This window comes from Pedobacter sp. WC2423 (genome assembly GCF_040822065.1).
In the GTDB taxonomy this organism is placed as follows: domain Bacteria; phylum Bacteroidota; class Bacteroidia; order Sphingobacteriales; family Sphingobacteriaceae; genus Pedobacter.
Genome location: NZ_CP162005.1, coordinates 517,744 through 536,399 on the forward strand (window position 1 = coordinate 517,744; position 18,656 = coordinate 536,399).

Annotated in this window: 19 protein-coding genes; 5 read left to right on the forward strand and 14 right to left on the reverse strand. The window is 33.0% G+C overall.

Translation table 11 applies throughout. The features are described from left to right. Positions 1 to 101 precede the first annotated feature (101 nt). Together AB3G38_RS01715 and AB3G38_RS01720 are read right to left on the reverse strand one after the other, a co-directional pair. Positions 102 to 1,088: a FecR family protein gene (locus AB3G38_RS01715; protein ID WP_367866771.1), complete on the reverse strand. Its 987-nt coding sequence runs from the start codon at positions 1,086 to 1,088 to the stop codon at positions 102 to 104. Between the two features lie 80 nt (positions 1,089 to 1,168). Further along, entirely contained in the window at positions 1,169 to 1,732 is a 564-nt protein-coding gene (locus AB3G38_RS01720) for an RNA polymerase sigma factor (protein ID WP_367866772.1), read from the reverse strand. A gap of 131 nt (positions 1,733 to 1,863) precedes the next feature. Between AB3G38_RS01720 and AB3G38_RS01725 the strand changes: the two genes are divergently transcribed. From AB3G38_RS01725 to AB3G38_RS01735, 3 genes are all read left to right on the forward strand, one after another. Further along, a complete protein-coding gene (locus tag AB3G38_RS01725) occupies positions 1,864 to 3,033 on the forward strand; it encodes a hypothetical protein (protein ID WP_367866773.1) in 1,170 nt (389 codons plus the stop codon). Positions 3,034 to 3,215: 182 nt separating this feature from the next. Then, entirely contained in the window at positions 3,216 to 3,728 is a 513-nt protein-coding gene (locus AB3G38_RS01730; RefSeq protein WP_367866774.1) for a hypothetical protein, read from the forward strand. Between the two features lie 33 nt (positions 3,729 to 3,761). Next, a complete protein-coding gene (locus AB3G38_RS01735) occupies positions 3,762 to 4,268 on the forward strand; it encodes a transcriptional regulator (protein WP_367866775.1) in 507 nt (168 codons plus the stop codon). A gap of 56 nt (positions 4,269 to 4,324) precedes the next feature. Here AB3G38_RS01735 and AB3G38_RS01740 read toward each other — a convergent pair whose 3' ends face one another. The 12 genes from AB3G38_RS01740 to AB3G38_RS01795 all read right to left on the reverse strand — a co-directional run bounded on the left by AB3G38_RS01740 (position 4,325) and on the right by AB3G38_RS01795 (position 17,541). Next, entirely contained in the window at positions 4,325 to 4,795 is a 471-nt protein-coding gene (locus AB3G38_RS01740) for a thiol-disulfide oxidoreductase DCC family protein (protein WP_367866776.1), read from the reverse strand. A gap of 36 nt (positions 4,796 to 4,831) precedes the next feature. Continuing rightward, the gene (locus tag AB3G38_RS01745) at positions 4,832 to 6,328 is read right to left on the reverse strand and encodes a hypothetical protein (protein WP_367866777.1); all 1,497 of its coding nucleotides are present in this window, start codon (positions 6,326 to 6,328) and stop codon (positions 4,832 to 4,834) included. Between the two features lie 11 nt (positions 6,329 to 6,339). Further along, on the reverse strand, positions 6,340 to 8,745 hold the full coding sequence (locus tag AB3G38_RS01750; RefSeq protein ID WP_367866778.1) for an outer membrane beta-barrel protein: 2,406 nt from the start codon (positions 8,743 to 8,745) through the stop codon (positions 6,340 to 6,342). Beyond that, entirely contained in the window at positions 8,742 to 10,469 is a 1,728-nt protein-coding gene (locus AB3G38_RS01755) for an O-antigen ligase family protein (protein WP_367866779.1), read from the reverse strand. Before AB3G38_RS01755 ends, AB3G38_RS01750 begins: the two co-directional genes overlap by 4 nt. A gap of 11 nt (positions 10,470 to 10,480) precedes the next feature. Beyond that, positions 10,481 to 11,419: a hypothetical protein gene (locus AB3G38_RS01760; RefSeq protein ID WP_367866780.1), complete on the reverse strand. Its 939-nt coding sequence runs from the start codon at positions 11,417 to 11,419 to the stop codon at positions 10,481 to 10,483. Then, complete coding sequence (locus AB3G38_RS01765; RefSeq protein ID WP_367866781.1) at positions 11,416 to 12,072, reverse strand: hypothetical protein; 657 nt, start codon at positions 12,070 to 12,072, stop codon at positions 11,416 to 11,418. Before AB3G38_RS01765 ends, AB3G38_RS01760 begins: the two co-directional genes overlap by 4 nt. A gap of 77 nt (positions 12,073 to 12,149) precedes the next feature. Then, positions 12,150 to 12,449: a hypothetical protein gene (locus AB3G38_RS01770; RefSeq protein WP_367866782.1), complete on the reverse strand. Its 300-nt coding sequence runs from the start codon at positions 12,447 to 12,449 to the stop codon at positions 12,150 to 12,152. Positions 12,450 to 14,075: 1,626 nt separating this feature from the next. Further along, entirely contained in the window at positions 14,076 to 14,270 is a 195-nt protein-coding gene (locus tag AB3G38_RS01775; RefSeq protein WP_367866783.1) for a hypothetical protein, read from the reverse strand. A gap of 148 nt (positions 14,271 to 14,418) precedes the next feature. Further along, positions 14,419 to 14,802 carry a hypothetical protein gene (locus tag AB3G38_RS01780; protein WP_367866784.1) on the reverse strand — a complete coding sequence of 128 codons (384 nt, stop codon included), beginning with the start codon at positions 14,800 to 14,802 and terminating at the stop codon, positions 14,419 to 14,421. 457 nt (positions 14,803 to 15,259) lie between these two features. Next, the gene (locus AB3G38_RS01785; RefSeq protein WP_367866785.1) at positions 15,260 to 15,673 is read right to left on the reverse strand and encodes a hypothetical protein; all 414 of its coding nucleotides are present in this window, start codon (positions 15,671 to 15,673) and stop codon (positions 15,260 to 15,262) included. Positions 15,674 to 16,017: 344 nt separating this feature from the next. After that, entirely contained in the window at positions 16,018 to 16,377 is a 360-nt protein-coding gene (locus AB3G38_RS01790; protein WP_367866786.1) for a DUF1493 family protein, read from the reverse strand. Positions 16,378 to 17,028: 651 nt separating this feature from the next. After that, a complete protein-coding gene (locus AB3G38_RS01795; protein WP_367866787.1) occupies positions 17,029 to 17,541 on the reverse strand; it encodes a hypothetical protein in 513 nt (170 codons plus the stop codon). Between the two features lie 174 nt (positions 17,542 to 17,715). Here AB3G38_RS01795 and AB3G38_RS01800 point away from each other — a divergent pair, with 174 nt between their 5' ends. Then, positions 17,716 to 17,847 (forward strand): hypothetical protein, encoded by a 132-nt coding sequence (locus tag AB3G38_RS01800; RefSeq protein WP_367866788.1) that lies wholly within the window; start codon positions 17,716 to 17,718, stop codon positions 17,845 to 17,847. A 323-nt stretch (positions 17,848 to 18,170) separates the two neighbouring features. Continuing rightward, the gene (locus AB3G38_RS01805) at positions 18,171 to 18,497 is read left to right on the forward strand and encodes a hypothetical protein (RefSeq protein WP_367866789.1); all 327 of its coding nucleotides are present in this window, start codon (positions 18,171 to 18,173) and stop codon (positions 18,495 to 18,497) included. The last annotated feature ends 159 nt before the right edge of the window (positions 18,498 to 18,656 follow it).

Consider the following 18,656-nt stretch of genomic DNA (forward strand, 5'->3'; position numbering starts at 1 on the left):
GAGTTTAAAACATCATTTAAGGGCCGGGAACGTTACAGCGTTTTCCGGCTTCTTTGTTTTTTATGGGATTGTAAATTTTTAGTTCATCGTGTTTTCCTTTCTCATTTATAAAATATGATGGTGTTGTTTGATTTGGTGTAATGTGATCCGGTCAGGATAGCCAGTGTTTTGAGCATCTGGTCTACGGGTGTTTTATGGAATGATGTGGTTACTTTCATGGCGGCCATTGCAGGATCTTCAAGTTCTATATCGAGTTTATAGGTTCTTTCTATGGTTGAGGTGATTTCTTTGAGTGAGGCATTGTAGAAAACCATTCTGTAGTTTCTCCAGTCGCAAATAGCTTCTGCATTGATCTCGTTTTTATTTGTTTTCCCGGTTTTGGTATCGATCTGGAGTTGCTGATCGGGCAAAAGGAGGCTGGTGATAGCAGGGTGGTTCTTTTCTTTGAATACGACACCTACTTTTCCTGTTTTTACGGTTACAGCTATGTGGCTTTCTTTAGGGAAGGCTTTAACATTGAAGGAGGTGCCGAGAACGGTTGTACTTACTTTTCCAGTTTGGATAATGAAGGGCTGGGTGGTTTGGTGTTTGACATCGAAAAAGGCTTCTCCTTCCAGGATCACCAGTCTTTTGTGAGTAGCAAAGTGTTTCGGGTATTTCAGTTTACTGCCTGCATTGAGGTAAACGATAGAGCTGTCAGGCAGGATGAAACTGCTTTGCTGGCCATATGGGTTGGTAATTTCTGTGAGCAGGTTTTGAGGATTGGATTTATGGGTTTTGTACTGATGGAGTCCAACACCAATGATGAGTATCAGCGAGGCTGCCACAGCCAGTCTGGCGAATGGAAATTTACGCTTCACCGGTTTTTTGTCCTGGTTGATGTAGGCGGTGATTTTAGCCCAGTTTTTTTCCTGATTGACTGGAATTTTGTAATAGAGTTTTGAAGCATCCAGGATCAGGATAACTTCTCTGAACTCTGTTTCGTGTGCAGGGTTGCTGGCTACCCATTCTTGCAGGACAGTCAGATCTCTTTCTGTAATCGTTTGATGATAGTATTCAGTAATCAGCTGATAGTATAGTTCTTCCATTTCGTTCTTATCTATAAGACAAGATTGACAGGGTGTTTTACGTAGCGGGAAAGGTTAAGCTTATGTTATGAGTGTGTTAACTATTTTTTCTTTTCTGAAGTGGACAGCAGGGTACGTAGTGACTTTATGGCCTGGTAAAGGGTAGTTTCTACGGTGCGTACAGTAATGCCCAGGAGCGGGGCAATAGTGGTTTTATCGATTTGCTCGATACGGCTCATTAAAAGGACTTCACGCTGTCTTTCAGGGAGCAGGTTAATGAGCGACAGGATGCGTTGCTGCGATTCGCGGTTGGTCAGGATTTCAAATGGGGTAAGGTGCCCGGAAAGAAGTGTTTCATGGTTTTCAAGCGGTTCGAGCAGGGGTTTGTGTTTTTTTAGCTGGTTTAAGGACAGGTTTTTAGCAGATTGGAACAGGTAGGGTTTTAGTAAGCGGATTTGCAGTTGCTTGCGGTTGTCCCAGAGGTTGATGAACAGGTCTGAGATCAGGACTTCACTAATGGTGATGTCTTTGGTGAATATGGTTGAGAATTGGGTTAATGGGGTGTAGTAACGGGAAAAGATAGTTTGCAGGGAGAGTGTGTCGTCCTGGTGCAGCAAGGCAAGGAGTTCTTCGTCCGAAAAAACGTTGTAGTTGTGGGTTTTCATTACCAGGCAAAGGTACGGGTCTAGTGTTACGGGGATGTTAAGTTTGAGAGGGGGGCAATTGGTCTGTGATTAATTATTTAGTTTTAACTCTCAAACTGTATTTAATAGTTATTAATAATTTAAGTTAAAAGATGGATGATAATTTAAGATATGCTATCTGGCAGGCACATGATCGCAGATGTTTATATACAGGTGAATATTTAGAAGATTTTAAGGCACTGGAAATTGATCATATTATTCCAGAATCTACTCCAGCTGATATTTTGGCAGAAAAAATACGCATACATAACTTAGGCAATGATTTTAATGTTAAAACCTCACTGAATAATTTAGCACCCAGTACAAGGTTAGCTAACGCAAAAAAAGGAAAAGAGCCATTTCCTCTCCACAGAGAAACTTATTATCTGGAAATTGTTAGCCGGAAAGTCGAGCTGGTTAAGACTAATTTAGCTAAAATAAAAGCGCAGCAATTGCAAAAACGTAAATGGCTGATTGAAAATAAAAGTGGAAATGATTTTAGATTTGAAGAAGAGTTTGAAGTATATCGTAATCTTACTATAAGCGAATATCCCCATGCTCCAAATCATTATTTTATGTCCAATACGGAGTTAAGATTTAATGCTTTTCTACCGTCTTGTTATCAGGAATTTGGTAGTTGTTTGATAGAACTTAGAAATGAATCGGTTATGACTACTATTAATCATAAAAACATAATGGAGATGGTGTCCGATTTTAAGAAAAGAGGGATAGCATATTTATTGCCGGAAATTCCATCTATGGATGATAAATTTTTTGTTACTCTATATAATACCTCCATACATCTTTCTACGAAGGCATTTTTACAACTTAGAGCAGCTTTTGAAGATTTCCTGTCTGAATATGATAAACAATACAGGCTATTTCTGAATTTTCTGGAAATTGGTGATTTGGAAGTTGTCAGAAATAATACGCATTGTGTACTCAAGAGAATAAATCGTTCTGAATGGAAACAATTATTAGCGTATGCTTCAAAATATGATCTGGATCGTGGAAAAGGGGCACAATTTTGTTTTAATCAACCAGGAGCCCAGATTATTTGTCTTAATCTTGATTTAAATGTCTGTAAATTTTGGTTGATCCCTGCAACTGTATCTGATCGCGGTATGGAGTCATTTGTTTATTTGGAGGATGAGATGGAAGTGTTGTGGAAAATACCTGCAAAATCTGATCGTCGAAATATTGAGTCTGGTGGAGTTTATACGGCAAAGAAAACTTTGGAGTGGTTAAACGAGACATTATTGAATTTTCGCAAGGAAAAGTGAAAATTTACACAATCCACCTTTAAATAGAGTCAAATGCTGACGTTACTTATTGCGTAGTTTTATCAAGTAAATTTAGTTGATGTGGTTGAATTATTATGGTACAATTTGTACCTTTTTTTAATTTATTTTTGTTATATTCGTATTATAAAAAGTTAACATACTCAATATGAAAATAACAAGCTATGAACATAAAGATCATAGTCCTGGGGACAGGTGATAAGGCGGATGCCTTAATCAAAGAAGCAAAAATATCCGATATGCCCTCAGTTCAGGAAGATTGGAAATTTGACTTCAAAAAGCAGATGAAAAACTTAAAGAATGCAACAGGTTACATCCTGGTAAAGGAAGATACACCTCATGTGATTGAGGGATGTATGATTTTTCAGCTGATCAATAAAAGAGAGCCGTATTTGGCTTTTGTTGAGATAGCTCCACATAATAAAGGAGATGAGAAAAAACATGATCATGTAGCTGGCAGCCTCATTGCATATGCTTTTAAACTCAGTTTAATAAAAGGTGTGGATGAATTTAATGGAGCTTTGCATTTTAAGGTTGCAGAAGAGAAAAAGGAAGATGAAATCAAGTTGATGAGGCTCTACTCCACTAAATACAATGCTTACCGGCTGGGTGACTCTAATATTATGGCAATTTATGATGCCGATGGAGAAGAACTGATCCGGCGCTATCTAAGTTAATATTAATAAGAATAAATAATAGGAAGACTTATTATGGATACTACTAAAGGAAAAAATAAAGCAGATTTCAGTATGACCATCGCACCAAGTGATGGTCATAACCTGACAAAAAAAGAAAAAGATTTAATTGAAGAATCTGCAAAATTACGCCATGCTCAACGTTCTCCTGAACGTTTGATCAGAAATCAGATGCTTTCAGTTCTCTATCGTTTAGAAGCATATTTACAGGAAGAAAATGGAGATAACAAAGAGGTTTATACCATTGCGTATTTTGTTGAAGAGTTTTGCAAGGTTTTAAAACTAAATAAAACTCAATTTGCCTCACATGTTGATACCGATGTTTCAAACCTCAATAAGTATCTTAATGGGCAGCGGGCATTTAATATTGAGTTTGCCATGAAGTTTTCCCATTTCTTTCATACTCCAGTAGACGTTTGGTTAAAAGTTCAGTTAAAGAATGATTTGATCGCTTTACACAAGGCAGAAAAGGGTCACAAGTACGATAAGTATGATTATAAGAAAGTTTTACAAATGGCCTAAATGGCCATTTTTTTATGACTGCCAGTTATTGATTCAAATACAGGGCGGTGGTTACGTTACATAAGAAATTTATCCAACACCTGAGGAGATGGAATTTCGCAGCTTACTTTTTTAGTCACTATAGATTTTCTATGTTTTGCAACCACATTGTAAATGAAGTCTCTAAACCAAAGTGGCAGAATTTTAAATAATACTAAGTAATAATATGGTCTGCGCATTTTTGCAAGTATATTTAATACGGCTTCACTTCTTTGGTGGACAACTCCGTCAGCAAGAAATAAAATTGATTTATTGTCTGCCGGCAGTCTGTTATCTTTCAATATTTTTTGCCCGGCCTTTGATTGTAACGACGAAAAGAAAAGAGAAGAACCCTGTTCATTTTTAATAATGAAGTTGACAGTGCTATTACAAAAATTACATTCCCCATCGAAAAGAATTATAGTTGCTTTTTCACTTTTCAGAATGTCTATTTTCTCATTATAAAATTGCTCGTTTTTAGTTGTTATTTGGTCATGTGTTAAATTCATAGGATAAAGGTTGATCGATTTTATTGTTTTTCATTGTTATAACCACTTAATTGCGCCATTAGAAATGAAAAATGGGCGGTCATCATCACTATGCTCTTTTGAGGAAATCAAGTATAGCCCATTTTCTGGTACATTTTTAAATACCAGCTCCTTATTACTTAAATTAGAAATGGTAGAAATCTGTTTCCATCCGCTTTGCCACAAAAAAAGAGTGTATTCTTGCCCTATCAAAGGTTTCGTTCTAAGTTGATTTTTTGCAACAGCAACTGCTACTTCCCATACGTATGCATTTTTTGCTATGGCCTGGTCGCTCTCGATTGATTTTATATATTTTATAATTAGATTACCTTTTCGTTTTGTAGGTTTTAAAGTTAATATTTTACCATTTGAATCAATGTAAAAAGGATAGTAAACGTCTTTATAACTACTTTTATCATAAGTTGATAACAAGTAAAGCATGTCTGTGGACAACTCGTCAAACCTATATCCATTGTTCTTAAATTCTGCTGCTGATATGGGTATCCATTCTTGTGAACTATAATTACAGGCCAGTAAAATTTTAGATTTTATATTATTAAACAACTTTCGTGTATTGAGATTTATCACTTTATGATATTGTCTGGTAACGTCTATTGATCTGTAGTTTTGAAGTAATGGAGGTAAAATTTTTGTTCTTTTATATTTGTACGCCAATGAATTACGTTGCAAAGAATAAGTATGGCGATAGATTTTACCCGCTTTTTTGTATGTAGAAAGAGATGGATATTTTTTGCCGCCACTATAATATAATAACGGATCATATTTTGTTACTTGTTGCTCTAACCCTAAAAAAGGCCTCAACTTATGATCTTGTAATATTAACGAATTCCAGGTATGTGCTCCTGCCATATTTCCCCAACATAAAACATAGTCGAAAGAAACAGGTATCCCTAATGCTCTGTAATAATATTGCCCCATATAGGCCATGGTAATGCAAGATCCCTTTTTCTGTCTAAAAATATCGGTATAGCTAAGCGTATCTTCATGTGTGTTGGCAACATCAAATTTGAAGTCTGGGAGAATCAATTTATTGGTGTTGTTTATATATTCAATAATATCCTTACTATTATTTAGCTTTTTATTCTCTATGTGGTTTTTAGTATTCTTTGAAATTAAATTTTTCCAATCATCATCCTTTGAAAAATTGATTCTATATGGAAGGACAAACTCTAAAAAATCGTCGAAACTGATGCTTTTATTATTCAGTAAATATTGAGAGGCTTTAAAAGTAGAATCTATATTGCGGATAATGGTTTTTGGCTCCATTGTAGATATGTCAGCTATTGCGTGGCCATTTTCAATATGAAAGTTCCCGTTCATGTTGTCTAATAAAAATTTTGCAGCTCTTAATTTAAGCTTATCATTTTTATAATAATCATATACATATTTTTGGGTTTGAACAAGCTTATTTTCTTTAACATTATTGCAGGAAATAAAAACAGCAATAAAGATTAAGGAAGTTTTGATAGCCAAAGTTGTGATTATTAATTTCATAGAGGTATTATTTAGTTTCTATCTTTTATTCGTTGTTTAGATTCGTCAGACTCTGATTTTTGTTTAGCTACATTTTTCACACTAAGCTTACCTATATTCCAGGAAATATTGATGCTTGCAACATTTGAATCTGAATAAGTTCTATCCTTATAATATATATTATTGTACAAAGCACGATTTGATTGATCAGTACCAAATCTCAAACTTCCTGATAGGGTTATTGTCAGATTTTGTTTGGGCATGTTCTTTTGGACAGCTAACTGTCCGGAGCTAGTACTTCCATGTTCGAAAAAGCCATCCTTGAATTTATTGTTCCAAACCAATGCGGTTTCCACAACCCAATTTTTAGGTAATGTGAGGCTATTAATATAAGCCAGATTTACAGAGGGAGTTGATTTTACACGTATTATATCTTGCAGTTCAGTTCCATTTATGAAAAACGAATTTCCATTTAGCCGAATTTGCCAGAAATCTCTAAATGTTTTGACGTACGAAGCGTTTAGATATAATGCACGTGTATTTGAAAAGTTGGTATATTGCTCATATAGAACATTCTGACTATCTTTAACATATAACGTACTTATCAGGTTTTTCATTAACACAAACCCAGTCGATATGATAATGCCATTTGATTGCGTCCAGGTCAAGTCAAAAGTGTTATTAACTTGGGGCTGTATATCGTCTTTTCCTTGAAAATAAACTAAACTATTACCGTTGTATCTTTTGTAGGAATTCAATTGAAAATAATCCGGTTTGATTACATTTTTTTTGTAAGAAATTTCTATAACATTTGTTGCGTCTAATTTTTGCTGAAAAAGAAATGATGGCAAATAAGAAAATAAGTGGAATTTGACTGATTCATGTCCATCATAATTGTTAATCTTAATGTCCAGGTTTTCTAACCTATTCCCCAGACTTATGTACGTATTTTTGAATTGTTTACTCCAATCTATGAAACCAGCGTAATTGTTTTCGTCATAGTTTAAGTCGGATTGGCTAACGACGCGGTTATCGATATATGAAAATGTTTTGTTGTGATTGATTAGATTGGTATTACTTAATCTGGTACCTAAAGTAAGCTCACCAAAAAACAAACCTCTTCTATATTCAATACTTCCAACTATTGTCTTGATTTTTTGGGGGAGGCTGTCAGAAAGGTTTTTGGTGTTTACAAACATACCCTTTGAAAAATTACTAGTATTGTAATTATTTGACAACTTCCTGGGATTGCCAAAGTATTCCGCTTGAATTTTAAATGATTGTCTTGTACTATCCCATTTTGTCTCTAAGCTTGTTTGCATTAAGTGAGATGAACTTTTCATATTTATTTTAGATAGGAATTGGAATATTGAATCCCGTGCTTCAATTCGCTCCTGAGTCGGATCACCGTTGTTCGAATTAGTGCTTATTCTGGAAATACCTGGATTCAATTCTGTATAAAAACTAATTACAGTATTCTTCGCACTGTTATATGTGATGTTCGCAGAAATCCGATTCTGTTTTTGTAATGTATTGGTAATTTGATTGGTTTCCCAAATATTGTCAGGCTGATTAATTGTGTTAATTATTTTTTTCTCCTGTAAGTCAGACTCATGATGGTTAAAGTTAACTTGTAAGTTGAAAGGTCCTCTATTATATATAATGTTATCTGTTAGCATATATCTATAGTGAATTCCCTTACTCCCAGTTGCTGAGGTGAAATTTTTAATTCCATCTTGCTGGTTTTTTTTTGATTTAATATTGATAACTGTTTGTACGTCGGAAGGATAGGCTACCCCCGGATGGCTGATAATTTCTATGTTTTGAATATTTACCGGAGCTATAGATTTAAGATAATTCATCAAATCTATTCCACTTAAGTATATTCTCCTGCCATCAACAAAGACCGTAGTTGTTTGGTTTTTGATGGTTAATTTTCCTGTAATGGAGGTTTCAACCGAAGGAGCATATTTTAAGATATTCCATACGTCAGTTGCTTTCCCCAACGGAGAGTTTTCCAGGGTTAAAGTAATTTTACCCTTATTCATGATTATATATTGTTTATGACTTTTAATCTCTACTTGTTTGAGATCTTCAATATGCGGTTTTAGAAAAATCACAATTTTTTCGGCTCCTGGCTTTGAGATTTTTATTAAAGTGTCTGTAACTTTTTCATAACCAACATAATTAATCGTTGCACGGTAACTTTCAAATCTTAAATCTTTAAATATTACTTGTCCGGCTTTATTAGTGCTACCAGATTTGATTTCTCCATTTGTATTTCTTATGACTACGAGTGCCGAAGAAAGAGGCTCATTTAAAAACTGATCATTTACTTGTACGATTAGTGAAGATTCCTGACACCAGGCAGATAAGCTGAAAGTTAGCACGATGAATATAATTTGCAACACTATGAACAATTTATTCTTGTATTTCATAGAGATGAGTTCAATTTTACCATTGACATTGCTATCTTTTTGATCTTTTCGATCGCCGGTGAATTTACTTTAATGGGCATATTAATAATGACATTAGCCCATTTAATTGCCTCAGAATGGTTTTTTCTGTTATGGTAAAGCATCATCAATCTATATCGTGCTATAAACAAGTTTGGAACTAAAAAACTGCATTTTAGGTACGCCTTTTCAGCTAATTCAATTTCATTTATTTCTTCATAACACATCCCTAGTAAAAGGTAAACATCATATTTGCTTGAATATTTATTAGCAATCTCTAAGCTCGCTATTGCCTTTTTATAATTTTTCAAACTATAACAGGTACGAGCATAGGACTCAATAAAGTCTATATTAGTTTGCAGTTCAGGTTTGAGTTCGTCGTATATCTTAATTATTTGTATATTATTTACATTTTTTACAGTCTTGTAGTTTTCTACATTACGCCACTTAATTTGTTTGTCATAACTAACGAATAGTCTAACCAGAAGTGTAAGTACAATGATTGATAGCAATGAAAAACTGACAAATCCTTTAGTTCGTAATGAAAAATATGTTTTATTATCGTAATTGCTACATATTGACAAGGCAATTATGAATATCGTTAAGACAGGGCTCAAACGGAATGGAAAAGAAAATAATGCTAAAAATAAGATGGTAAAGCAGCATATAATGGCTGGTTGAACTTCATGATCAATGTGTCTATATTTGTTTCGGATATTTAATCCAATTTTTAAAAGTTTAAAAATGAGCATGCATATCATAAAAAAACCAAAAATGCCTGTTTCTATGAAAAGTTGTAAATAATCATTATAAGCTACTGAAATATAGGACGCCAGGTATTCACCTTGTTTGTCATTGTTACTTTTAAAATAATTTTCCTGAAAATCGTTATAAACAACATCGAACCGTGAGATTCCTATGCCATTAGCATAATTTTGTTTTAGTATAACTAAACTGTTTTTTAGTACAAACCATCTCCCCGATGTAGATTGAGGCTTAATGACCAACATTGAAAAAAACAGTACTGCTGTTAAAGAAAATATTCCTAGAAATTTGTAGATATTATTCTTTGAAACTTTGATATCAAGCTTTTTTTTCAATAATAAAATCAAAAATATCTGGAAGAACAATGTCATCCAGGCTAATCTTGAGGATGTAAAAAATAGGAGGATAATTAAAATCCATACAGTTAACAGGAAAAATCCACCTTTCGCTAAAGGACTGTAATCTTTGCCATTATAAATAGTATAGAAGGAAAATGGAATTATGCATATTAAATAGTTGATGTAAACGGCTGGAGAACCAAAACTCCCTGTTACTTTGAAAAGAGAGTTAACCGATGCAACAGCAGATGTAACTTGTAATGAGCCAATAATTAATTCTGTGACGGAGATAAATGTAATTATTAAGGTGATTGTTTTTACCGTTTTCGTCTGAGAGGCTGAAAACTTTATAAGTATATATATTAATGGGTAAACTATTAGAGGATAGATGCTTGCGATACTTAAAGGAGTGGAGTTTCTTATTATGTTTACTCCCAGGATAATATATCCTATACACAAAATTAAATCAAGTCCCTTAACCTGAAGCCTGTGTATTGAGTATTTTAGCGAAATTTTATCTTTTAATATCCGAATTAGCAAAATTATTATGACAATTAAGGCATATAAATATTCGTAGTCGAAAATCGGATTGGATAATGTCATTTTTGAGCAGTTTATAAATTCTGAGGCTCTATTTTATGCATATCTTTCTCCATAACAAAAAAGCAGGAGATGTTTAGCAAAATCATCAGGGTGGCAAAGAAAAATAGGTTAAGAGATATTAAAATGCTGATATGCATCATAATAACTAATGAAAGCCACAATTTTCTCGTTTTTTTATTCCACATAAATAATGGATAAAAGAGTTCGACAATGATAGTTCCTAATCCAATCGCCAGGGGAATTATTGGATATTTTGCCATGAAATTAAAATTTGCCGACAGATCATTACCGAAGAGAGGCAGGTGGACTGATTTCCAGATAGACTCTCCATTCCACCAATTTGGTCCTATAATTTTATCAAATCCGGATTCAAAATAGACTATCGTTAGGTGGATTTGAAGTAACCGGCGATATGGAGTAGGGTTTGCAGGAGATAATTTAAACAATTTATTATCTAATGAATAAGATCTGCCCACCGGGAATATAAAACAATAAAATATACTTATCGATTTAAAGGCGTCCACACCATATATAAACAGAGGAGCTCCCTGATTTATCATTATTTGAAGTATAATTAAAGCGAATGCTGCGATTCTTGTCAAAAATCCAAAAATGAGTAACAGGCATGAAATTATATACGCACTAATGAATAAGTTGATTGCAGTACTTTCAGACAAACCTATGTTATTTTGAAATAGGTTCATAAAATTCAATATTGTGGGCATGAAACTAACCTTTAATAATCCGCTAACTGCCATAGGGGTAAGCCCTCCCAGATATAACATTCTAAAATCAGGAATTACGGACAAAAAATGAATCAAACAGAATAATCCTATTGAAATTCGAAAAAAAGGTAAGAAGTAATAATTTTCTTTTTCATATTTGAAGAAAAAATCGATTATTTTTTGATCAATTTTTTCTGCTATTGACCCTAAGCTTTTTGTGATCATTTTTTATTTACTTCAAGAGTGAGTATGTTAATTAATTCAGGCTTGTAGTCACCCATTAACGATTCCTTAAGATTTGGGAATTCATATAAATATAGAGTCGCCGACATTTTTTGATCCTTTGAGTAATCATTATTACTCAACCAAATATTTCTACCAATAGATTTAATAACTACATCTAAGTATCTTGTATAGAGCGATTTATTACTGGCGACTTTATTTTTTGATTTGCCTATTTTCTTTCTTTCATCATCAAGTGCTTTGAATCTTGCTTGAAATGCTCCTAATAAGGTATTATATCTTATAAGTCCTTCATTAGTTTTTAATTTAGGTAGGTAAACTTGTCTGATAACAGTATTGCTAGTGTCTTTAATTGAAAATTGAAGAACATAACCACTTGCTACATTAGGAGCGAAAAAGCCATAGCCAGCATCTATACCAGCCATCACGCTATATTGTTGAGTCAAAGGTATTCTAAGTACTAGCTTTATTGCGTCTGTTATTTTCGTAAGAGGTGGATTTTTAACGTTCTCATTAAATACTAAGTTGTACGCATTTATTGAACTATTTATGCAAACTAAAATGATAAGTATTAAATGTATTGCTGTAAAAAAAAGAAATAATCTTTCTTTAAGTGTAATTTTTGATCTGTTCATTTTTGCATTTGGTGCAGTGTTATTTGAATTATATGTTTACGGTTATACCAATCTATAACCGTAAACATGATAATATTTTATTCGTATGAATTTAAAACTCTATCAATACTATTGTCATTTAATTCCACTAAAGCATCATTTGTAACCTTTGCTTCAACTAATCTTGAAGTTGTTGTACCTTTAGAAAGATCAGTGTTTTTTGTTATTGAACTGGTGAAGACGCCATCACCAGCGATGAATTTTGCAGATTCTGTTACTACTTTTACTTTACTGATAGCAGTCTCAGTTTCAGAAATCTTCGGAGATTTAAAAGAGAAAAGTGCTATAGGTAATACTGCAACACAGGCTAAGGTTAAGATACTTTTGAAATTTTTCATAAAATCGTTTTATTTAATTGTTAAAATATAATTTAGTTAGGTGATTGGCAATTAACTTCGTAGTTGGAGACCATTTTATCAACGGTCTTAATAGTCACACTTATTTGTGAGTTTGAAGATGACTGGTTTGATATTATCAGACTCGAATCTGCACCAACCTTCAATTTTATTGTTTTTTGAGCCAGGAATGTACTTTCTCCCTTCTGGTTCTTGTACTCTTTCCAAATCTTGATTTTATTTTTTGATTTGTTTGTAATTGTTGCTGTAAATTCTGATTTGCCTAAGCCTCCAATTACAAGGCATCTATTTGAAGCTAAGTCTTTAAATATGTATAAAGATTTGCAAGAGCTGAAAGTGGCGGCGATTATGATTAAAACACTAATCATAATGCACTCTGTTTTTTTTGCGTATTTTATTTTTGATTGTAAAGGGAATGAGAGTTTTAATAGCAGAGATTTAAGATACATTAGTTTAGGTGATTAAGTATAGCTCAGTTTTTTTGATTTTTAATTTCTTTATATTAAAATATATTTCATTTCAATTACTTTTACTAAGATAGTTTAAAACAGTATTTCTTTTTTTTTAATTACGTGAATAGTACTATAATTTACGTGAATGGCCTTATTATGATAATAAAAGGAATGATTTGTAGATCTAAGTCAAAACAACTAGTTGAAATGACTTAGAGTACCTACGCTTAAAAGCTGTTTACAGATTGGTCTTATACCGACCAGCACTCAGGCACAAACAAAGCATGACTAGTTGAAGACTGATGAACTTTATAACTTTTCCTTTGGCCAGAACATGGACAATAACGGACAATTATGGACATTGCCTGCTTTTCTTGCTCATTATAATAGAGCCCCCATTGTATGCAGGTTCAGTAGACCTGAAGATAAAGGAAAAGTTGAATCGGCAATTAAGTATGTGAAAAACGACTTTCTGAGAAACTTTAGGGGGATCTGATTATGACGCACTAGTCTGCGAATTTAAAGTCTGGAATAAGGAAGTTTGTAATAAGCGTGTTCATGTCACCACCAGAAAGATTCCTGAAACCGTCTTAATGGTATAGACAAACAGTCCTTGGCTGCACTTTCTCTCCGACGGTATCAGGTAATGGGCCTATCTACACGAAAGGTAAGCCGCATGGCACATATCAGTTATCGTCATAATTACTATTCTGTCTTGGCATATAAATGACAACTATTAAGCTCAATGAATTAGCTTAAAAATAAGCATGCATTGCATCGCAAAAACTATGATATAAATAAACTTTAAGAAAAAGAACGAAAATAATCCAATGGCAAATCTTAAAGACTGTTCACCTATACCTTTTAATCTTTGGACTCTGTTAATGACAAAATAATTAAACCACAAATAAACTACAATGGGTACTGCAAGGAAAAATATAGATGGAAAAAAATATTCCCCCGCCATTAGAAAGTTCAGGTTAAGGGGAATTATATGTAATAGTACAAATAGTAAAAACACACAACCTGAACTCCATAATATTTTGTTACTGATTTTACCGGTTTTATTCAGTACTGAATAAATTATAAAATTTGCAGCTGCAAAAAAAAGTAGATATACTATATTCATAAAAATAACAATAGTGCATTAATCAAATTAATTATTAAACAGTAATACGTCAAGTAAGCCTTTAATATCAAAAGGTTCTGCTTCTAATAAGAGCTTGGTTTTGAAACCGTCATTATCAAATTCAAACTCATATTCTACATATGGATGCCCATTTCTTTTATTATTAAAATTGGCTAATTTAAATACAGGTTCACCTCTACATTTTCTAAATACTACTGACATATATTATTAAAATAACTTTACAGGAACATATCTCTATGAAATATAAATCTTCCATTATTTATTCCAATTCTTAAACCGATTTGAAAAAAGAAGTATTAAATTTCTGTAATGTATTCTCCTACAAAAAAGCCACGAATCCATTGAAAATCTATTCTGTATGGTCTGTACATAAGGAGTAAAATTTATACACCTTTGATTTATTTGTTCCTTTAGACTTTATTGTATAGTACAATGTTCCCTTCAATTTAATAATAGAATCACCAACACCTATAGAAGCATACATATTTTTATATTCAGAAGTAAAAACTAATTCGGTTTCATTTTTATTAGTATCTAAATAAATTATTTTTTCATAAGCGTGATTTGGAGTGTCAATAAATTTTTTCTCAATCCTGGAGCGAATCTCCTGCACATACACCTCTTGCTCTACAAAACATGCATGATATTTGTCATGATTGTAAGGTAAAATATAGAAAAACACAAAAAAGAGGATAATTGTAGATGACAAAATCGTAAGAATATTATTTTTCATTAATCAGTTTTTCTATTCTTGTCCGAAATTTTAAATATATGACTTTGTAAAAGTAGTCTTTCCAACTTGATCTGTTCTATATGGTTCACTTATTAATGTAGTATTTCCAATGCTCATTGACCCAGATTTGCCATCCTGTAAATAATCTTATTAATGTTAGGACTTTAAAGACTTTTCCTGACGAGAAAAGCGTAATACCAAACACTGGACTATCTGGTATTACAAAATTTATTTAGTTCAAATGGGTTAAACAACCATTTGAACTCACAGGAAGTTATTATTCGACAGTATTGTTTGGCGACACCATTGTATTATTGGGATTAACTGATATATAATTTACTAATCCAAAATCCATATAAAAACATACGGTCTTTTAACTTTTTTATATTTTCCCAATTCTAGTATGGATCTCGTGTCTTCTAATTGACTAAGGCGTCAATTACTCATTTTTGAATAATCAGGATTCCAATATTTCATTGAACACATGTTCCTTTAGATAGTAGACTTTATAAAAAATGGGTAATGAAAAACCAAAAGAGAAAAAGATTGGCATAAAAGACTTACTGTACATACCCGCTGCAGCAAATAACATCATAAGGAAAATTGGGTATAATACTGGAGTAAGGTAAATCAATTTCACATCTGTCTCCTGGCCGGTAAAGTGAAATTCAAATTTTCCTTCCCCAATTCTAGTATGATAATCGGATCTAAATCTTTTTCTATCACTATATTCATCATCAATAAAAATAATAAATCCAGGACCTCGATCTACAATTCTGTAAAAATTCTTTTTTAGATATTCATTGATTTTTTCTTCTAAAACATCAGATTGTATCTGTATCTTCTTTTTTATCCTAAATTTAATTTTCATCTAATATCCTCCTTGATATTGCATTGTATTCATATAACGTTTACCAGCTCCCGGTGAGTTCAAATTTCTGACTTTAAATGGGGATCAAATCCAGCTGGTAACACCGGGGTCCATACGACCTCCCCCCTTTAAACCTTTCATATAAGGAATAGAGACAGCTTCTGGTGCAGCATTCAAGCCCATGCCCCAAACCATATAATTCGAAGTAGAATCAACATTTCCAGTGTTTTATTTTCTGGGATACCACAAAATATCTACTTATAAAAAGTTTCAATTTCTCATATATCTTGTCTTTCATGCAATAAACATCAAATCATTCGCCTTACAATTATATCTGATTAGATTTACACTAAAACACCTGTATTAATCGCCTGTTGCAACGTAGAGACTGTAATTTTGGGTTTGTATACCCAATGAGCTAATTGCCTGACCCAATTCAATTTATAATTAAGAAAGGATCTAACAATTGAAATTATGAAGGTATCATCAGGATATCCATAATTCTTCCAATTAAATCTTGTGTAATCAATATTAAACGTATTAACAAAATCGGTTATGAACAGATCCATCTCCAAATCAAACAAGTTAAGATCCAAATCTAAGCTCGTATTTAAATTCAGCTTACTTAAATCGACATTTTTAATACTATTTTCTAAAATGAAGTTCCCAATGAAAACCTTTAGTTCTGGCAGTAAATTATCCATTATTTTCCTAAATTTATTAACCACTGCCCGGTTCTTTTATAAAGCCAAAACATTGGGCTTACTTTAACATTGTAATAAAATTATCCTGGATATTTTTAATTTTAAAAAGAAAATTCAGAACAAAAATAGCGAGTATAAATAATGCTTTATAATCGACAGATACACTAATAAGTATTATTATAAACCATATAACTAATTCTATCGTGATTGACACACGGTAAGTTAGACATATATCAGTATTTTCATCATTTTTGGTGAAGTCTAACCGACCTTTATCGACAGTACGATAATAAGCATAATTTGAAACTACCTTCGAAGTATCAGCTTCACCATCAAATAAGATAAAAGTCCTGGATTTTTCCAAAATGTTATAATTCTCCTCTTGTAAGAATGATATTGCTTTTTCAACTACAGTTTCCTGGTCGAAATTTACTGACCTATTTGTTTGAAATCTTAGTTCCATGCTAGTGTTGCCCTATGCTTTGAATGTATGATTGTGTAAAGTTAGGTTTTCCAATTTGATCTGCCCTATAAGGTTCACCTATTAGCGTAGTCCTTCCAACGCTTACAGACGCAGATTTCTTATTCTGTCATTAAACCCCTCACTAAGACCAAGTCAACTTTATTGCTGCAATTACAGCGTTAGAACAACTAGATATCATTATCTTGAGATCCTATCATATTACCGATAAAATTATCCTGGATATTTTTAATTTTAAAAAGAAAAATCAGCACAAAAAGGATAAGTGCAAATATAGCATGGTAATCAACAAACACACTAATAATAATTATTATAAACCATTGAATTAACTCAATAGTAATTGACAAATAGTAAGTTAGGCATACATCGGTATTTTTATTATTTTCAGAAAATTCCAGTCGACCTTTATTTACTTTACGCTGATAGGCGAAGTTTGAAATTAACCTCGAAGAGCCATCATCATCATTGAACAAAACAAAAGATCCAGTCTTTTCAATTATATTATAATTCTCCTTTTGCAAGAATGACATTGCTTTTTCGACTACAGTATTTTGATCGAAATTTACTAACTTATTTGTTTGAAATCTTAAATTCATTCTAGCGCTGTCCGAAATTTTGAATATATGATTTTGTAAAGTTAGTTTTTTTCCGCCATTGAAAATTCTCACCAATACTGATAACAATGCCAGTCGTATTATAGGTAGACAATGTAGCAAGATTAAGGCTTCCGAAACTATACCCTATTGATACACCCGCTGTAACCCTCACTTTTTTCGAACTGATTTAGGAGACGAGAATTCAAATGTCGGCCTATTCCCAAAAAACCTTAAAATTTAAAAGGCGAAAAATGTGAGCAATTGAAGAACATTAATTTTAAAATTATTGAATTCGACAACTTCAGGAAAGCCAGTTTTCAAACCCTCTCACTTGATATAAGTCATCCTGATCAAAAAGATGGTTTTGACCTGCAACATCCGGGTACTGCCTGAGTACTGCCTGAGTACTCGTTAGGGTAAGAGCAATGCTGAAGTAACGCGAGAGCATGGCAACTCTAAGTCAAAACAACTAGTTGAAATGACTTAGAGTACCTACGCTTAAAAGCTGTTTACAGCTTGGTCTTACACCGACCACCACTCAGGCACAAACAAAGCATGACTAGTTGAAGACTGATGAACCTTATAATTTTTCCTTTGACCAGAACATGGACAATTACGGACAATTGCAGACAGCTGCGGACAATTATGGACATTGCCTGCTTAGAATGATACTCTTTAGCACAAATGCTTTACATTGATAAAAAAAGCAAATATTTATGGCAATTTTCGACGGTAAATTTTTAAAGGGAATCCTGGGCGATTTCATTTTTAAAGTAGTAGATGGGGTACAGGTTGTTTCAAAAAGACCTGTGCCAGGCACAATGAAACAAACAGTGGAAACCAAAAAGGCATCAGCGAATTTTCGTAAAAGTAGCATGCCTGGAAAACATATTAGAGGCATATTTCATCATACGCTCGGTGGAATGAACGAAACAAGTTATGTTTTTCGATTTACCAGTGCGCTGACTATGACCTCCTATGTGATTAGAAACTTATGTTTTACCAGAAATAGCCTCCAGAACCATTTGAATCTGTTAATTTAAGTCCGACAGGACTTTTTAAATAATTAAGTAATTTATTAAATTGCCCAAGTCTTAAATTGACTTTTAGTATTAAAATATTACTGCTAAAGTCGGGTCCTTCGCTTAAAACAATAGTGTCATAAGGGTATCTTAATAAATTCATGAACCCTTTTTCTCTTT